Raw genomic sequence first — 17,610 nt, 5'->3', positions numbered from 1 at the left:
TATGGCCGCGATCCATACCGAACAAGGACGTCTTTTCGGCTGATTGATCGTTAATTTTCATTAATCGATGCCCGGCCCAGGACTAGGCATTTACCTGGTGTGACGGGCACCACCCGGTGCGAGGGTTGTAGAACCAATCCCTGGAGGCACCCATGACCGCACCGAGCACCACCAAGCTGGATCGCCTGGCGAGCGTTCTCGACGACGCGGTGCTCGAGGACCATGAGGCCGGCATCTACCGCGTCAACCGCCGCATCTTCACCGACCCCGAGATCTTCGATCTCGAGATGCGCTACATCTTCGAGGGCAACTGGATCTACCTGGCCCACGAGAGCCAGGTCCCCAATCCGGGCGATTACTTCACCACCGACATCGGCCGCAGCCCGGTGGTGATCACCCGCGACAAGGACGGCGCGCTGCACTGCCTGATCAACGCCTGCGCTCACCGCGGCGCAATGCTGTGTCGGCGCAAGACCGACAACCGCATGACGTTCACCTGCCCCTTCCACGGGTGGACTTTCCGCAATGACGGCAGCCTGCTCAAGGTCAAACTGCCCGAAGGCGCCGGTTACCCGGCGAGCTTCGACACCAACGGTTCACACGACATGACCAAGGTCGCCCGCTTCGAGAACTACCGCGGCTTCCTGTTCGGCAGTCTGAATCCAGACGTGGCGCCGCTTGCCGAATACCTCGGCGACGCGACCAAGGTGATAGATCTGCTCGTCGACCAGTCGCCGGACGGCCTGGAGGTGCTGCGGGGCACCTCCACCTACACGCTGCACGCCAACTGGAAGGTCCAGATCGAGAACGGCGCCGACGGCTACCACGTCACGTCGGTGCACTGGAACTACGCCGCCACCACCTCCCGTCGCACCACCGGCGACTCCGCCTATGAGACCAAGGTGCTCGACGCGTCCAAGTGGGCCGAAGAAGGCGGCGGCTACTGGTCCTTCCCCAATGGGCACATGTGCCTGTGGACCCAGGCGGCCAACCCACAGGACCGGCCACTGTACGACCAGACCGACCGACTGCGGGCCGCACACGGAAAAGCCAAGGGCGAGTTCATGGTCGCCGGCTCCCGCAACCTCTGCCTCTTCCCGAACGTCTACCTGATGGATCAGTTCTCCACCCAGATCCGCCGCATCCGCCCGATCTCGGCCGACCGGACCGACATCACCATCTACTGCATCGCACCCAAGGGTGAGAGCCCCGAGGCCCGCGCCAACCGGATCCGCCAGTACGAGGACTTCTTCAACGCCACCGGCATGGCTACCCCCGACGATCTGGAGGAGTTCCGCTCGGTGCAGAACGGCTTCCACGCCGAGCATGCGCCCTGGAACGACGTCAGCCGTGGCGCCGAGCACTGGATCAGCGGACCCGACGCCGTCGCCGAGTCGCTCGGGATGCACAACGTCATCTCCTCGGGGATCAAGGCCGAGGACGAAGGCTTGTTCGTTGCGCAGGACCAGTATTGGCTGGAAGTCATGCGCGATGCCTTGACCACGGAGCGGGAGATCGAGGCGACCCGAGCCAATGGCGCCCACCGGACCCCCTGCGGCCACTGAACGAAAGCACCGATCATGACCCTCACCGAAGACCCCCAGACGGGTAGCAAGCACATCACCCAGAACGCGATCGAAGCCTTCCTCTATCGCGAGGCGCGATACCTCGACGACCGCGAGTTCGAGAAATGGCTGGAGTGCTACGCCGACGATGTGGTGTTCTGGATGCCGGCCTGGGATGTCGACGACCGGCTCACCGAGGATCCCCAGACCGAGGTGTCGCTGATGTACTACCCCAACAAGGGCGGCCTGCACGACCGGGTCTTCCGGATCCGCACCGAGCGTTCCTCGGCGACTTCACTTCCCGACCCGCGCACCAGCCACAACATCGCCAATGTAGAGGTCATCGAACGCCGCGGCGATGTGGTCGACATCCGCTTCAACTGGCACACCATGTACTACCGCTACGAGCAGGTCGACCCGTACTACGGGACGTCGTTCTACACCATCGACTTCTCCGGCGAACAGCCGCTGATCCGCCGAAAGACGGTGGTGCTCAAGAACGACTACATCGACCACGTCGTGGACATCTACCACATCTGAGGAAGCCGATATGACCGTCACATCGCACCCCGGAGCACCGGTGGACACTGCGAGCCCGGCGCCTGCGCACCAGGTGGCGCTGGGGTTCGAAGACGGTGTCACCCGGTTCGTCAGCTGCGCCGAAGACCAGACGATCGCCAGCGCTTCCTACCGTCAGCGGGTCAACATTCCGGTGGACTGCCTCGACGGCGTATGCGGCACCTGTAAAGCCTTCTGCGAGTCCGGGACCTACGACCGCGGCAGCTACCTGCCCGATGCGCTGTCCGAGGACGAGGCGGCGGCGGGCTACTGCCTGCCGTGTGTCATGAAACCGCGTTCGAACATCGTCCTGCAGATCCGCAGCACCTCCGAGGTCGCCAAGACCCAGGCCACCTCCTATTCGGGCACGCTGGTGGAACTCAAGCGCCTGTCGGCGACCACCATGGCGATCGCGCTGGAGATTCCGAACCGGGCGGAGCTGACGTTTCTGCCGGGCCAGTACGCCAATATCGCGGTGCCGGGCGCGTCGGCGACCGAGAAGGTGACCCGCTCGTATTCGTTCAGCAACGCCCCCAACGACGAGCGGCTGACGTTCCTGGTGAAGCTGACCCCCGGAGGTGTGATGTCGACCTACCTCACCGCGCGGGCGGCGGTCGGCGACCACCTCGAGTTCACCGGGCCGCACGGATCGTTCTTCCTGCGCGAGACCGACCGCCCCGTGCTGCTGCTGGCCGGTGGCACCGGTCTGGCGCCGGTACTGGCGATACTGCGCAAAGTCCGCGCCGACGGCAGCCGGCGGCGAGCCCACCTGATCTACGGCGTCAGCACCGACGAAGACCTGGTGGAACTCGACACGATTGCCGAACTCGCCACCGGGCTGCCGGGTTTCAGCTGGGATTACTGTGTGTCCGACCCGAACAGCTCGGCCCCCAACCGGGGGCCCGACAAGGCACACGTGATGAGCCTGATCGCACCCGAACACCTCTACGACGGTGACGTCGCCACCTACGTCTGCGGCCCGCCACCGATGGTCGAGGCGGTGCGCAAGCACCTCACCGACGCGCACGTCGCGCTGACCGGCTTCTACTACGAAAAGTTCGCCCTGGCAGTGCCCGCCGCCGCCGCGGCGGCCCCCGCCGCCGCCGAGACCAGCGAGCACGTGGCACCGGCCACGCCAGCAGCTCCGGTCGCTCCGGTCGGTCCCGTCGCACCGGTCGAAGATCTTCTCCCTGCTGCCGACGGCCGGGCCGCGATCGGCCAGGTCATGTTGCCCGCTGCGGCGATCGAGCCGACGCCGGGTGCGAAAGTGGCGACCGCCGATGGCGATACCGCCCGGCGCATCCTCGGCCAGTTGCTCACCCCGGCAGACCCGCACGCCGGTGACACGATTCCGCTCGATGAGGACGGCCCGCTGTGTGCCGACCCCGGGGCCCGGTCGGTCATCGGTCAGCAGATGTTCCCGTCCGCCACGCTGGCCGCCGTCGCGCCACCGGCTGCCCCGGCGCCGACCGTCGCCCCGGACGGCTATCAGATCGGCGAGGAGCACCCCGCGGTGCATGAGTCCGACGCGCTGTTCGAGGCCCGCGAAGCCCTCGAACTGGGCGCCGTGGAGCTGACCTTGGGGCGGCTGACCAGCCAGCAGCTCACCGGTTATCGGCTGTTGGCCGAGTCGACACTGCCCTATGTCGACGGGGACCGGCTGGTGGACGCCATCCAGTACACCGAGACCAACGCGGCCTTCCACGAATACCTGTTCACGTTGACCGGCAATAACCATCTGCTGCAGGCCTATCAGGCCCTCGGGGTCAAGGGCCGGATGGGCGACGTGCTGCGCAACGCCACCTGGTGCCACCCGTTGTGCGCCCAAGACCACGTCGACATCGTCGCCGCGTTCGAGGCCGGCGACCGCGCCGGCGCCCGGGGCCTGATCTCCGCCCACGCCGACCGGGCCAAACAGACCATGCGGCGCGCCATGGCCGATGCGCTGGCGCAGCGCCGGCCGCGCTTCGTCACGCCCGGCCGATTCGACGGCAAGGTCGTGGTGGTCACCGGAGCAGCGCAAGGCATCGGCGAGCGCACCGCCCGCCGGATCAACGCCGAGGGCGGGACGCTGGTGCTGGCCGACCGCTCCGAGTTGGTCGTCGGGCTGGCCCGGGAACTCGCCGAAGGGCCGGTTGCCGGCGATCCGCAGGCCCTGGCGGTCACCGTTGACCTCGAGCAGCCCGAGGGCGCGAGCTCGCTGGTCCAGCAAGCGCTTTCGCGTTTCGGTCAGATCGACGTACTGATCAACAATGTGGGCGGGGCGATCAACTTCAAGCCGTTCACCGAATTCAGCGGTGCCGAGATCCGCGCCGAGGTGGACCGTTCACTGCTCACCACGCTGTTCGCCTGCCGCGCCGCATTGCCGTCGATGGTGGCTCGCGGGCGGGGCGTGATCGTCAATGTCTCATCGGCAGCGACCCGGGGGGTCAACCGGATTCCGTATTCGGCGGCCAAGGGCGGTATCAACGCGATCACCGCGTCGCTGGCGATGGAGTACGCCGACGCCGGCATCCGGGTCTGCGCCACCGCGCCCGGCGGTACGCAGGCGCCACCGCGCCGGATCTCCCGCGGCACACCCGAACCCGTCAGCGATACCGAGCGCGGATGGTTCCAGACCCACATCGACCAGACCATCGACTCGTCGCTGCTCAAGCGCTACGGCACCCTCGACGAACAGGCCGCCGCGATCTGCTTCCTGGCCTCCGACGAGGCCTCGTACATCACCGGCACGGTGCTGCCGGTCGCCGGCGGCGATCAGGGCTGAGAAAAGCGGCAAGCCCGGTCGCGTCCGGAACGGCGGTAACGTCCCGCCGTGGTTTTACGAAAAACCTGCTTTACTTCTAGTGATGGTCCCCGCGGTGTGCATCGGGCGTGATCAGCAGCTGGCCGAGCTGGCCGAGCGGATCAACGGCGCGGCAGCCGGCGGCGCCGCGATAGTACGTCTCGTCGGTCCGGCCGGAATCGGTAAAACCACGCTGCTGCGACACCTCGCCGACGTCCACCAGGGTCCGGCCTACCGGGCGCAGGCCATGGCGTGGGAGACCGACACGCCCGCAGGGGTACTGCGTCAGCTGTTGCAGGACTCGCCGCCGATCGAACCGGTCGCCGCCGCGGCTTGGCTGATCGGCAGGGTCAGCGGCGACGGCCCGGTGCTGGTCATCGTCGACGACGCCGAATATGCCGATCCGATCTCACTGCAGGCGCTCAGCACCGCCGTTCGGCACCATCGCGGGGCGTCACTGCTGGTGCTGCTCGCCGAGGCGACACCTACTCCCCTGCTGACCGGGCTCGACACCGACGAAATGCGCCTCGGCGGACTGGATTCCGCGGCGGTGGCCGAACTGGCTCGGTTGCGCGGCAGGATGCTGCACCCGGTGATGGCCCAACTGCTGACCCGCCATACCGGCGGCAATCCGCGTGATGTTCTCGCCCTGCTCGACGAACTGCCGGCGTCGGTATGGACCCATCCGGATGCCCCACTGCCCGCCCCGGCGCACGTCACCGCCGACGTGCGCGCCCGGCTGGACAGTTGCACCCCGGCTACCCGCCACCTCATCGAAGCGCTGGCCGTTCTCGCGACGGACGAATCACTGGACACCGCAGCGCAGTTGGCCTGCTCGGAGGATCCGCTCACCGCTATCGACAACGGCGTCACCGTCGGCCTGATCAGCATGACGGCAGAACACCAGCCACGCCTGGCCGATCCGCTGACCACTGCGGCCGTCATCGAGATCATGGGTGTCCGCGCGGTCGCTGCAGCCCACCGCCGGGCCGCGCAGATCGTGGTCGACCCGGCCCGCCGGCTACGCCACCTGGTTGCCGCCACACCGACTACCGACCCACAGCTGGCCGACCAGGTCGAGGAACTGGCTCACGACCAGGCCGCTGCCGGAGCGTGGGCCGAGGCGGCGAGGCTGTTTCGTGACGCCAGCCGACTCACCGCCGATCCGCTGCTGCGTGATGACCGGTTCACCCGGTCGGTGGACGCACTGGTGGCCGCCGGCGACTGTGCGGGCGCAGCCGCGCTGGTTCCGGTGGTGGAGAGCCTGCGCGAGACCCCGCTTCGCAATGCCGTGCTGGCCTATCTGGCCATACTTCGTGGCCGGGCGGCGGAGGCGGAGGTCCGGCTGCGCCGCGCATCTGACATCGTCAACGCCGAACGTGATCCGGCGACGGCCGCCCAGATCGCTCAGCGTTACGTGCTGAATTCGCTGATGCGTTGCCGCGGAGAGGAACTCGTCGGCTGGGCGGATCGTGCAATAGCGCTCGCCGGCGACGACTCGCCCGCCGGGATCGAGGCTGCCGCCATCCGCGGGCTGGGGCTGGCGTCGTCGGGACGATCCCGCGAAGCGGCCGCCGCCTACGACGAGCTCGGCGCGCGCATCGGCTACGGGGCGCAGGCTCAACGCGTCGCAATGGGACGCGGCTGGTTGCTGCTCAGCATGGACGACGTCGACGGCGCCCGCAGCAACCTGGAGAGCGCGGTGGCGATGGCGGAGCTGGGTGGCTCAGCGCGAATCACGCTGTGGGCGACTGCCTGGCTGGCGCGGGTACAGTTCACCGTCGGCGACTGGGACCGGGCGTTGCACAGCGCCCAACAGGGCCGCGAGCTGGCTGCGAGCACGGGCATCGTGCTGGCCACGCCGCTGCTGGCGTGGACCGAGGCTCAGGTGCATGCGCTGCGGGGGTCCTGGCCGGCCGCGGCGGCGGCGGTTTCGGCGGCGGACGCGCCTACCGGCGACTACGAACTGATGCGACTGCCCGCGCTGATGGCACGGGCTGTGGTCGCCGAAGCCGAGGCCGATCACCCCACCGTACGGCGGGTGCTCGAACCATTGACCAGGGCGCCGTGGGATCCCGCGCTGCACCAGCCGGCGTTGTGGCCGTGGGTCGACGTCCTGGCCGGTGCGCTGGTCAGCGACGGGCAACTCGATGCCGCCGACGCACTGCTGCGGTCGCACGAACGGTCTTGCGGCGCGCATCGTTCCGCGAAGGCACGGCTGTACAGCGCACGCGGCAGGCTGCTCGGGGCGGCCGGCGATCTCGCCGCAGCGCGGCGGTCCTTCGACGCCGCCCTCACCTTGCTGGACGGCCTGCCGCTGCGCTATGACCTGGCCCGGGTCAACTTCGCCTACGGGCAGACGCTGCGCCGTGCCGGGAAGCGACGCGACGCCGATACGGTGATCAGCACCGCGCGCGAGTTGTATCTGTCTTTGGGGGCGCGCACTTTCGTGGACCGGTGCGACCGTGAGCTCAAAGCCGGTGGGGTACACCAGCTGCGCGGCGCGCGCCGATTCACCGAGCTGACCCCGCAGGAGGAGTCGGTGGCATCCCTGGTGGCCCAAGGCCACTCCAATCGCGAGGTAGCCGCCGAGCTCTATATCTCACCGAAGACGGTGCAGTATCACCTGACTCGGATCTACACCAAGCTCGGAGTGCGGTCCCGATCCGAATTGGCGGCACTGCGCCGCTGAAACTACCGTCCCGCAGACCCGGCGGCGTTGCGCCGCGGGGAGGCCGCCGCCCGACACGCGTGGTACAGCCGATCCTCACGCGCTGACCCCGACAGCTCCGTGAGCAGCCCCGACGCGTTCAGATCGACCCCTATCGCCAGGGATCAACCTACGACGCCGGCCGGTTGCCCAACTGCCCGTCGATCAAGCACCGGCGCCCCGGTTTTCGCGACCACCTCGTCATAGCTGACCCCGGGAGCCAATTCCACCAAGGCGAAACCGTCCCCGACGACGTCGAGCACCCCGAGGTCGGTGATCACCCGGCTGACCACGCCGCGGCCGGTCAGCGGCAGATCGCAGGCGGCGACCAGCTTGGCGGCGCCGGCCTTGGTGCTGTGATCCATCAGCACGATCACCCGGCGCACGCCGCTGACCAGATCCATCGCACCGCCCATGCCCTTGACCATGGCGCCCGGCACCATCCAGTTGGCCAGGTCACCGTTGGTCGCTACCTGCATGCCGCCCAGCACGGCCACATCGACATGGCCGCCGCGGATCATCGCGAAGCTGGTCGCGGAGTCGAAATACGATGCCCCGGGCAACACCGTGACGGTCTGCTTTCCGGCGTTGATCAGATCCGGGTCGACTTCGTGGTCGTAGGGGAAAGGCCCGACGCCGAGGATGCCGTTCTCGGCGTGCAGCGTGATGCTGGAGTCGTCGGGCAGGTGACCGGGAATCAGTGTGGGCAGACCGATGCCGAGGTTGACGTAGTCACCGTCGTGCAGTTCCCGGGCCGCTCTGGCGGCCATCTGGTCGCGGGTCCAGCTCATCGCGTCGCCTCCTGTCCTCGGGGCCTGGTGGTGCGCTTCTCGATGTCCTTGCGCGCGGCCTGCTCCGGAGTGAGTGCCAGGATTCGCTTGACGAAGATTCCCGGCAGGTGAACCGCATCGGGGTGAAGTTCCCCGACCTCGACGACCCGCTCGGCTTCGACGATGGTGGTCCGTCCAGACATTGCCGCCGGGGGGTTGAAATTGCGTGCCGCAGCATGGAATTGACAGTTGCCGGCCTTATCGGCGACCGCTGCGCGCACCAGCGCATAGTCGGTGACGATACCCTCCTCGAGCACCATGTCGGTGCCGCGGAAGTTGCGTACCTCTTTGGGCGGTGAGGCGATGGCGATGCTGCCGTCGGGGTGATACCGCCAGGGCAGTCCCCCGTCGGCGACGGCGGTCCCGACCCCGGTGGGGGTGAAGAAGGCGCCGATTCCGCTGCCGCCGGCGCGCATCCGTTCGGCCAGGGTGCCCTGGGGGGTGAGCTCGACGGTCAGTTCACCGCTGAGGTACTGGCGGGCGAATTCCTTGTTCTCCCCGACATAAGAGGCGATGACCCGGCTGATCCGCCGCGCGTCGAGCAGCAGCCCCAGCCCGGCGCCGTCGACCCCGCAGTTGTTGGACACGATGGTCAGGTCGGTGGCGCCCTGCTCCAGCAGGGCCTCGATGAGAAACCACGGGATACCGGCCAGCCCGAAGCCGCCTACGGCCAGGCTCGAACGGTCGGGTATGTCGGCGACCGCCGCGGCGGCCGATTCGACCACTTTGTTCAGTGCCATGTGCGCCTCTCCTCCTCGTCGCTGCGCTCCGCATCCTCGGCGGCGCGTCTCACGGTTGCTCCAGGTGTTCGATGAGGGCGGGCGTGATGACCTCGGGTTGCTCGGCGTTGGCCAGGTGCGCAGCGTGCGAAACGACCAGCAGCCGACCGTGTTTGACGCCGGCGGCGATCTCGTCGAGCTTGGCCGGCGGGGTGGCGGGGTCGTCGGCACCGGCAATCGCCAGGGTCGGGGCGGTGATCGCCGCCAGGTCGCCGCGGACGTCCAGGGCGGCGATCGCCTCGCAGCAGCCGGCGTAGCCCTGCGCGGGTGTTGCCGCGACCATCGCTTCGCTCTCGGCACGCACGCCGGGGTGCGCCGCAAGGTATTGCGGGGTGTACCACCGCTGAACCACCGCGGCGGCGACCGCGCCGGCACCTTGAGCGCGGACCATCGCGGCCCGTTCCTCCCAGGCGGTGGCCGGTGGCAGATGCGCTGCCGTGCACAACACGGCCAGCCGGTCGACCCGCTCGGGGTTGCGGGCCGCGACTCGCATCGCGGTCATCCCGCCCAGCGAGAGTCCGACCAGGTGTGCCCGCTCGACACCGAGCCGGTCGAGCAGTGCGATCACGTCGTCGGCCAGGTCGTCGATGGTGTACGGCCCGCCTGGAACCGGGGAGTGGCCGTGCCCACGAGTGTCGTAGCGCACCACCTGGAACCGATCCGCCAGCGCGCCGATCTGGGCGTCCCACATCCGGTGGGTGGATCCCAGCGAGTTGGACAGCACAACGACCGGGCCGCCTTCGCGGCCGGTGATAACGGCGTGCACCGCGACGGGATCGCGCATGGGCTGACCGCTGGCGATGTCGGCGGAAGTCGTCACGTTTCAACAGTAATGACCAGTATTGATATTCTGAAATACTTGTATTTCATTCATTGATATATCTAATTCATCAATCTTCGCGAGTCGGCCCGCCCAGGTTCGGTCGGACTGATCCTGTCGGACTGATCCTGTCGGGCCCGGCGGGAGATTTGAGCGGTCGACGGCTGGAAAGGCGGTGGCCGCCGAGATCGCTGCGGCGCAGGGCATCAGCCGGGGCCGGGCGGCCGGGCAGTTGCGGATAGGTCTGGCCCTGGCCGACCGACTGCCCCGCTTCGGCGCCTTGTTCGCCGCCGGGGTGGTGGATTTCCAGCTGGTCTCGGCCGTGGTGCATCGCAGCGAGGTGATGCTCGATCCCGGCGCCATTCCACGGCTGGATCGCTGGTTGGAGCGCAATGCGCCGAGGTGGGGCACATGGTCGCGCAGTCGCATCGTCGAGGCGGTCGACTACTGGGTGCAGGTCTTGGAGCCGGCCGCGGCCCGCGAAGCCCGCAGCATCGATGAGACCCGCCACATCAGACCACGGATCAGATCCAACCGCGGCAGGGTCGGGATCGAACATAGGTTCGATTGTATAAGGGGGTCCGACAGGATCAGTGTGATGTCTCGGGACATCGGTGACAGTTCTGTATCAGGACATCGGTGACGGTTGGTGTGTCAGGACATCGGTGACGTTTCATCGGTCTTGACGGGGGCCTCGGGATCTTCCGTTGCCGACGTATCGGACTCCCGGTGCGGGTCGGGTGTGCTCGATGAGGACTTCGCCGTCGAGGTCAGTCACGGTGATCGTGTCGCCAGCGATGAGGATCAACACCTGTTCGAATCCGCGCCGGCCGTCGACTTGGTAGCGGACTCCGGCAACGGTGAATGCGCCACCGCTGGTCAGGGTCGTGACGTAAGTGCCGGCGGGCAGGTCTTGTGGTGGTGGCTGCGGCTGGAAGCGCTTGGATGCAGCGCGGACGAACAAGGGCGGGTCGGTCTTGGGGTGAGGGGCCTGGGCTTTCGGGGTGGCCTCCCATGCGGTGCGCGGTGTGACGCGGCCAGGCAGCCCTTGATGAGGACGTTCGTTGTTGTAGATGTCGTCGAAGGCGTCGATCTGGGCCTGCAGCTCAGCCAGCGTGCTCGCCAGCGGTTGTTTGTCCAGGTAGCGGAACAAGGTCTGATGGAAGCGTTCATTTTTGCCCTGGGTGGTCGGCTTGTATGGCTTGCCGGTGATCGCCTCCACGCCCAGTCGGGAGAGGTGTTTGACGAGCCGGCCCTGGTATCCACGCCGCGCCGGGTTCAGCGCAATCCCATTGTCCGACAACAGGCGTTGGGGAACACCGTGGGCGGCAACGGCCTTGTTAAAGACCGCGATCGCTGCCTCGGAGGTCTCACCCCAGGCGGCGTGGGAGGCGACCGCGTAGCGGGAGTGGTCATCGATGAGTTGGAAGATCACACATTGACGCCCACGGGTGAGCACGTACCCGGTGGCGTCGAGTTGCCAGCACGCATTCGGCGCCGGATAGACGAACCGCCGCCAGGCCGAGCGGGGCTTTTTCCTCGGCTCAGCTTTGGACACGCCGGCCTGGCGGAAGATCCGGGCCAGCGAGGCGACCGAGGGCACCGATTCGAGCCCGATGGCGTGCATCTTGTCGAAAACGCTGATCGGCCCGTGGTCCAAGCCGCACGACTCCAGCGCAGCGCGAACGCCCAAGGCTTGCTGCTTGGTCTCGTCGCTGAGTTGGGTCGGACTGTTCCTCGGGCGTCGACTGCGCGGCTCCAGGGCCGCGGTCGCGCCGTCGGTGCGGGTCCTGGCCCGGATCGCATAGAACGTCTTGCGGGAGATCTGATGCTCGACACAGAACGTCGTCACCGCTCCACGTGGCGCGTCATCAGGCCACTGCACGATCGCGAGACGGACACGAGGATCAACGGGTTCATTAACGGCAGCCACCGCTCAAACAAGCCAGAAGTGTCACCACCAAACACCCCGATCGTGTCACCGATGTCCTGATACAGAACTGTCACCGATGTCTTGAGGGATGACATCCGACAGGATCAGTCCGCCATGACATCGACCAGCCCCGCGTCGGGTGGCGATCGCAGCCTGATGATGCCGACCCGGGTCCGAACCCGCGCCCAGGACCGGGCCGACCGCATCCGCTGAGAGCGCAACCACAACCAGGCCCGGCTCGACGCCCAAGCCGCCGCTGCGGCGAAGCGCCGCGCGGCCCGCGACGATCCCCCGCCCTTCTAACCCTGACCATCCGGCGATGTGCGACGGCGTCGGCGGCATAGGGTGACCAGCATGGCCAACACAGGACCCCTCTCCGGCAAGACCATGTTCATCTCGGGTGCCAGCCGCGGCATCGGCCTGGCAATCGCCAAGCGGGCCGCCGCCGACGGCGCCAACATCGCGCTGATCGCCAAAACCGCCGAACCCCACCCAAAGCTGGACGGCACCGTCTACACCGCGGCCGCCGAGATCGAGGACGCCGGCGGGCAGGCGCTGCCGATCGTCGGCGACATCCGCGACGGGGACTCGGTGACAAAGGCCGTCGCGGCGACCGTCGAGCGGTTCGGCGGGATCGACATCTGCGTCAACAACGCCTCGGCGATCAACCTCGGATCGATCCTCGAGGTACCGCTGAAACGCTTCGACCTGATGAACGAAATCGAGGTGCGCGGCACCTACGCGGTGTCGCAGGCCTGCATCCCGCACATGATCGGCCGGGACAACCCGCACATCCTCACCCTGTCCCCGCCGATCCGGCTGGAACCCAAGTGGCTCAAGCCGACCGCCTACATGATGGCCAAATTCGGGATGACACTGTGCGCCCTGGGTATGGCCGAAGAGCTGCGTCCGCACGGAATCGCGTCCAACACCCTGTGGCCGCGCACCCTGATCGCCACCGCCGCGGTGCAGAACCTGCTCGGCGGCGACGAGGCGATGGCCCGGGCCCGCACGCCCGATGTCTACGCCGACGCCGCCTACGCCATCGTGACCCGGCCGGCCGGCTCCTATACCGGTAACTCACTGCTGTGCGAGGACGTACTGTTGGAGTCCGGCGTCTCCGACCTGTCGGTCTATGACTGCGTGCCCGGCAGCGACCTGGGCGTGGATCTGTGGGTGGACACCGTCAACCCGCCGGGCTATCGGCAACCGTGAGTTCGGCCCTGACGCACCGATCAGAACGCCGCGGCCATGCCCGCCGACGTCGAGTTCCCCACCGGTACGACGGCGGTGCCCGGCATGAAGCGCTCCACCAGTGAGGTGGCGATGGCGGCGACGTCGTCGCCGAGCGGGTACATGTGGCGGTACTGCAGCACCTGTTTGCCGATCAGCCCGAGCCGTTCGCCGAATGTCGGCAGCCGGCCCGGGTCCAGCAGCGGACTGTTTAACGCCGGCCGGTCGGCACGCTGGAATTCGAACGCCGCACTGATCCGCGGGGCGTCCCCGAGCCGGCTGGCCCGCCCGCCCCAGTGCAGGATCGCCTGATTCCAGGCCATCACGCTGCCGGCGGTGGCCGGCACCGCGCGGATGTTCTGCGGGTTGTAGACGACGGTGTTGTCGGCGCCGTCCCAGCGCCGCTGCTGGAACCGATCATCGAGATGGGCGGGCAGGAAGTACATGCAGCCGTTGAGCGGGGTGGCATCAGTGAACGGCAGCCACACCGTCAGCGTGTGCGGCGAGTTGTCGGCATCCAATGTCGGGATCACCCGGTCGCGGTGCGGCCCCCAACCGGTTGCGTTGTCGTCGGGGTTGACGTGCCAGACCCAGAAGTCGGGCAACGCCCGATAACCGTCGCCGAGCACCGCCGTCAGAAACGCCGAAAGTCCCTGAAACGCAAGCCACAATTGGTCGTAGACGAACGCGAACGGCAGCGGAATGCCCAGCCGGAACAGTGTCGACACCGCGTCGCGGATCGGTGCGACCGCCGCTTCCGGCAGAGCGTCGGGCACCCGGATGTAGCCCTCGCGTTTGAGGGTCACCAGCAGCGGGTCGGTCTCGCCGACGGCCGCGGGCAGGGCGTCGGCATCGCCGTCGATCGACAGCTGCGGACACAGCGCGGCCCAGAAGTCGCGGCACTGCGCGTCATGCGCGGTGAGGGACCCGGTCATCGCGTCACCGTATTCCCGTCGGATTCGGCCGGCTTGCGGTAAACCAGCCAGCGCATGTCGATCGGGCAGGCCTGCGGTTCGACATCGAACACATCAAGGCCGCGAGTCCACTCGGCGTACCACCCGGTGGGTGGCCAGGCACCCTCGGGCAGATGGGCCTTCTCGTAGTCGTGCACCGAATCGTCGGCGACCAGCTGCAGACCCGATCCGGCTGCGGCATCGGCTATCTCGTCGGGGGTGAAGAACATGTTGTAGCACTGCTGGCTGAGTTCCCGGGCGGCCGGGTCGGGCAGATAGCCGTCACGAGCCACGAACACGTTGAACACCAGACGCCCACCCGGGGCCAGCCGCTGGGCGGCCAGGCCGAACATGTCTCGCAGCTGCTCGGCGATCCGGAAATCCGGCGTGACCTCCGAGAGCACGATCAGTTGGTAGTCGCTGCGCAGGTCCTCACCGGCGGCGAAGACATCACGGGGAATGACGCGGATATCCAGTGCCTCGCGGTAGGCATCGGCGCGGATGTTGTCGGCGAACGCCGGCGTCATCTCGACCGCGTCCACCGGGTGCCCGCGCCGGGCCAGGGCCAGGCTGTTGCGTCCGGTCCCGGCACCGATGTCCAGCACCCGGCAGGCCCGCGGATCGGTGGCCTCGCCGGCCAGTGACCAGACCCGTGCATCGGGTTCGGTGCCGAACAGCGGCGGTTCCCTGGTGGCGACCCAGCTCTCGTACGCTCCCGCGATCGAGTGCCATTCGGCGCGGATCACGTAATTGAGCACCTCGCCGACCGGGGCGTCATAGGTGATGATGATGTTCGACCGCGCCGAGGCCTCGAAGGCGGCCGTCAACTCCTTGTGCAGGTTCGCCCTCAGCAGTTCCAGTTGGTCGGGGGTGAACGGCGCCCCCAAACCACCGAACACCGTGTCGCACATCTTGACGTACTCCTCGAGCATGCCCGGAACAGCCGGCAGTTTGATCTGTCCGGTCGCCACCGACCTGCGATATAGCCGCCGCGCCATCGCGGCGTGCAACATCGGCGGGCCGGCCGACGTGTGCGACGAACCTTCCATCGCACCGTTGTACCCAATCGGCGGGCCGTCTGCCAGCGATCAGCCGGAATCATCCGGACGGCCCGGCTCAACCGCCCGCAGTGGAATGACCAGCCGGAAGCAGGCGCCACCGGAGTGCGGGACGCAGGTCAACCGGCCGCCGTGCGCGTCGGCCAGCGCACGCGCGATCGGCAGGCCCAGCCCGGCGCCCCCGTGGTCCCGGCCACGGGCACTGTCCAGGCGCACCAGCCGATCGAAGATGCGCTCGGTGTCCTCGGCGCGGATGCCGATCCCGGTGTCGGTGGCGATCACTTCGGCGGCGCCATCGATGCGATTCACCTCGACGGTGATGTGTCCGCCGGGCGGGGTGTAGCGGCGGGAGTTGTCCAGCAGATTCGACAGGATCTGCGCCAGCCGGGTGGGATCGGCCCGGACGGTCAGGGTGTCCAGGCCGGTGCGGGCCAGGTGCAGTTGCGGGGCCAGCAGCGCCGCCCGCTCGAGCTGGGTGTCGACGATCCCGATCAGGTCGATGTCCTTGAGCTCCAGCGGCAGTCCGGCGTCGATGTAGCTCAGGTCGAGCATGTCGGTGACCAGCCGGGTGGCCCGACGGGCCTCGGTGAGCAGCATGGAGGCGCGGCGGTGCTGGCGGAGCACTTCGGGCTCGACGATGTCCTGGCCGTCGGACTGGCCGACATCCTGGCCGACCTTGCCGGCGATCTGTTCGGCGGCGGCCTGGATTCCGGCGATCGGGGTGCGCAATTCGTGGGCGGCGTCGGCGAGGAATCGCCGGACCGCGGCCTCGGCCCGCTGCGCTTGGTCGGCGGCCCGCTGGGCGCGCTTCTCGGAGTCCTCCAGCTCATCGAGCATGTCGTCGAAAGCGCTTGCAGCTCGGCCGAGTTCGGTTTTCGGCCGGTCGGGTCGCAGGCGACTCCCCCGGTCCCCGGTGGTGATGTCGCGGGCCAGATCGGTGAGCCGGTCCAGCGGCGCGAGCATGGCCCGGCTCACCCCGGCCAGCAGGATCGCCGTGATGAGCAGAATCCCGAGCCCGGCGCCGATCATCAGGCGCCGTAATCGGCTCAGCGTCTCGGCGGCTTCGGTGGTATCGGCGACCAGGATCACCCGTCCGCCGTCGGCCAGGGGATGCACCAGGACCGTCGCGGTCTCATCGGGTTCCAGCGGCGGGGGCGCAATTCTCGATCCGGTGGTCGTGTCGGGTTCGATCGAAGGGTCACCGAAACTGGACCCGTCCGCGGCGACGACGAGTGCGCTGATGATGCCGCCGTTGAGTTGCTCGGCCAGTTGTTCAGGTGAAATCCCCAGTGCTACCAGGGAATCCGCGCGCTGCGTGGCCAACGCCAATCGCTCGTGCAGGCTGTGGTTCTCCAGCGCGGTCAAGGAGGCGTTGATCACCAGCCCCATGGTCAGCATCAACACCGCCAGCAGCGCCAGCACCATGACCGTCAAACGCCGGCGCAGCGACGGCGTGGCGGTCATGAGGCCGACAGTTGCAGCCGGTAGCCGATCCCGCGCACGGTGTGCAGGATCCGCGGCCCGTGCGCCTCCAGCTTCTGTCGCAGGCCGCTGATATGGACCTGAACCAGGTTGGGGTCGTAGGCCTCATACCCCCACACCGCGTTGAGGATCTGGGCGCTGCTGACGATGCGGCCACGCTGCTCCACCAGGTAGACCAGTACCCGCAGCTCGGTGGCGGTCAGGCCCAACGGGGTCCCCGAACGCGAGGCCACCCCGGCGTCGACGTCGACCATCAAATCGCCGAACTGCACTGCCGCCGGCAACCGGCCTCGCCGGCGCAGCACCGCACCGACCCGCGACACCAGTTCGGCGAGCTCGAACGGCTTGACCACGTAGTCGTCGGCGCCGCCGTCGAGGCCGCGCAGCCGGTCGGGCAGGCCGTCGCGCGCGGTCAGCAGCACTACGCCGACCTCGCCCCAGCGCAGGATCACATCCATCAGCGCGAAGCCGTCGCGGCCGGGCAGCATCACGTCGAGCACCACCAGATCCGGCCGGAACCCGTCGAGCACCTCCTCCAGCCCGCTGCCGTCGGCCTGAGCATCGGTCAGATAGCCGGCGTCGGCCAACGCTTCGCTGACCATCTCGCGGATGGTCTCGGAATCCTCCACCACCAGCACCCGCGGAGTTCCCACGCTGAAGCTCTCGGCGCCACGCGCCGAGGGATTGCCGCCTCGCCGCTCGGCGGACCGGGAATCGGCCATGTCCATTGATAACACCGCCGCGCCCGGTTGGGGAGCACCCGGCGGCCGGTTTTCGTCGGTCGCCGGATTCTTCAGGTTCACTTCAAGTTCACCGTTTACCGTCGCCACCGACGACTGCGGACAGTGGTGCGCCCAGCGGCGCCTCGACCGGCGCGACCTTGGGGGAATTCAGGAGAGACCAT

General features: G+C 67.9%; 14 protein-coding genes. 6 read left to right on the top strand and 8 right to left on the bottom strand.

Annotated features, from left to right (window positions below; translation table 11 throughout):
- The first annotated feature begins 152 nt into the window (after positions 1 to 152).
- The 4 genes from G6N23_RS05805 to G6N23_RS05790 all read left to right on the top strand — a co-directional run bounded on the left by G6N23_RS05805 (position 153) and on the right by G6N23_RS05790 (position 7,600).
- Complete coding sequence (locus G6N23_RS05805; RefSeq protein ID WP_085261948.1) at positions 153 to 1,565, top strand: Rieske 2Fe-2S domain-containing protein; 1,413 nt, start codon at positions 153 to 155, stop codon at positions 1,563 to 1,565.
- A gap of 15 nt (positions 1,566 to 1,580) precedes the next feature.
- Positions 1,581 to 2,105, top strand: a complete 525-nt coding sequence (gene benB / locus G6N23_RS05800) for a benzoate 1,2-dioxygenase small subunit (RefSeq protein WP_085261947.1) — start codon at positions 1,581 to 1,583, stop codon at positions 2,103 to 2,105.
- Positions 2,106 to 2,115: 10 nt separating this feature from the next.
- On the top strand, positions 2,116 to 4,890 hold the full coding sequence (benC, locus tag G6N23_RS05795) for a benzoate 1,2-dioxygenase electron transfer component BenC (RefSeq protein WP_085261946.1): 2,775 nt from the start codon (positions 2,116 to 2,118) through the stop codon (positions 4,888 to 4,890).
- 82 nt (positions 4,891 to 4,972) lie between these two features.
- Positions 4,973 to 7,600, top strand: coding sequence for a helix-turn-helix transcriptional regulator (locus G6N23_RS05790; RefSeq protein ID WP_085261945.1), 2,628 nt, complete (start codon positions 4,973 to 4,975; stop codon positions 7,598 to 7,600).
- Positions 7,601 to 7,743: 143 nt separating this feature from the next.
- Here the strand turns inward: G6N23_RS05790 and G6N23_RS05785 are convergent, their stop codons facing one another.
- The 3 genes from G6N23_RS05785 to pcaD are packed head-to-tail and all read right to left on the bottom strand — an operon-like array spanning position 7,744 to position 10,011.
- The gene (locus G6N23_RS05785; protein WP_085261944.1) at positions 7,744 to 8,409 is read right to left on the bottom strand and encodes a CoA transferase subunit B; all 666 of its coding nucleotides are present in this window, start codon (positions 8,407 to 8,409) and stop codon (positions 7,744 to 7,746) included.
- Positions 8,406 to 9,188 (bottom strand): CoA transferase subunit A, encoded by a 783-nt coding sequence (locus G6N23_RS05780; protein ID WP_085261943.1) that lies wholly within the window; start codon positions 9,186 to 9,188, stop codon positions 8,406 to 8,408. Before G6N23_RS05780 ends, G6N23_RS05785 begins: the two co-directional genes overlap by 4 nt.
- 49 nt (positions 9,189 to 9,237) lie before the next feature.
- Positions 9,238 to 10,011, bottom strand: coding sequence for a 3-oxoadipate enol-lactonase (gene pcaD / locus G6N23_RS05775; protein ID WP_085262243.1), 774 nt, complete (start codon positions 10,009 to 10,011; stop codon positions 9,238 to 9,240).
- Between the two features lie 211 nt (positions 10,012 to 10,222).
- Here pcaD and G6N23_RS05770 point away from each other — a divergent pair, with 211 nt between their 5' ends.
- On the top strand, positions 10,223 to 10,690 hold the full coding sequence (locus G6N23_RS05770) for a DUF222 domain-containing protein (RefSeq protein WP_085261942.1): 468 nt from the start codon (positions 10,223 to 10,225) through the stop codon (positions 10,688 to 10,690).
- 30 nt (positions 10,691 to 10,720) lie between these two features.
- On the opposite strand, the gene G6N23_RS05765 is transcribed toward G6N23_RS05770, so the two are convergent.
- Positions 10,721 to 11,980: an integrase core domain-containing protein gene (locus tag G6N23_RS05765; RefSeq protein WP_095173929.1), complete on the bottom strand. Its 1,260-nt coding sequence runs from the start codon at positions 11,978 to 11,980 to the stop codon at positions 10,721 to 10,723.
- 354 nt (positions 11,981 to 12,334) lie between these two features.
- On the opposite strand from G6N23_RS05765, the gene G6N23_RS05760 reads away from it, so the two are divergent.
- Positions 12,335 to 13,195, top strand: coding sequence for an SDR family oxidoreductase (locus tag G6N23_RS05760; protein ID WP_085261936.1), 861 nt, complete (start codon positions 12,335 to 12,337; stop codon positions 13,193 to 13,195).
- Positions 13,196 to 13,215: 20 nt separating this feature from the next.
- Here the strand turns inward: G6N23_RS05760 and G6N23_RS05755 are convergent, their stop codons facing one another.
- Genes G6N23_RS05755 through G6N23_RS05740 form a run of 4 tightly spaced genes read right to left on the bottom strand, consistent with a single transcriptional unit; the run spans position 13,216 to position 17,428 of the window.
- Entirely contained in the window at positions 13,216 to 14,148 is a 933-nt protein-coding gene (locus G6N23_RS05755) for a phytanoyl-CoA dioxygenase family protein (protein ID WP_085261937.1), read from the bottom strand.
- Positions 14,145 to 15,215: a class I SAM-dependent methyltransferase gene (locus G6N23_RS05750; protein ID WP_085261938.1), complete on the bottom strand. Its 1,071-nt coding sequence runs from the start codon at positions 15,213 to 15,215 to the stop codon at positions 14,145 to 14,147. Before G6N23_RS05750 ends, G6N23_RS05755 begins: the two co-directional genes overlap by 4 nt.
- A 39-nt stretch (positions 15,216 to 15,254) precedes the next feature.
- On the bottom strand, positions 15,255 to 16,688 hold the full coding sequence (locus tag G6N23_RS05745) for a sensor histidine kinase (RefSeq protein ID WP_085261939.1): 1,434 nt from the start codon (positions 16,686 to 16,688) through the stop codon (positions 15,255 to 15,257).
- Positions 16,685 to 17,428 carry a response regulator transcription factor gene (locus G6N23_RS05740; protein WP_085261941.1) on the bottom strand — a complete coding sequence of 248 codons (744 nt, stop codon included), beginning with the start codon at positions 17,426 to 17,428 and terminating at the stop codon, positions 16,685 to 16,687. Before G6N23_RS05740 ends, G6N23_RS05745 begins: the two co-directional genes overlap by 4 nt.
- Between the last annotated feature and the right edge of the window lie 182 nt (positions 17,429 to 17,610).

The sequence above is a fragment of the Mycolicibacter terrae genome (assembly GCF_010727125.1).
GTDB lineage: Bacteria > Actinomycetota > Actinomycetes > Mycobacteriales > Mycobacteriaceae > Mycobacterium > Mycobacterium terrae.
Note: the sequence above shows the minus strand (reverse complement) of the source record. Positions and strands in the feature narration are given on the sequence as shown.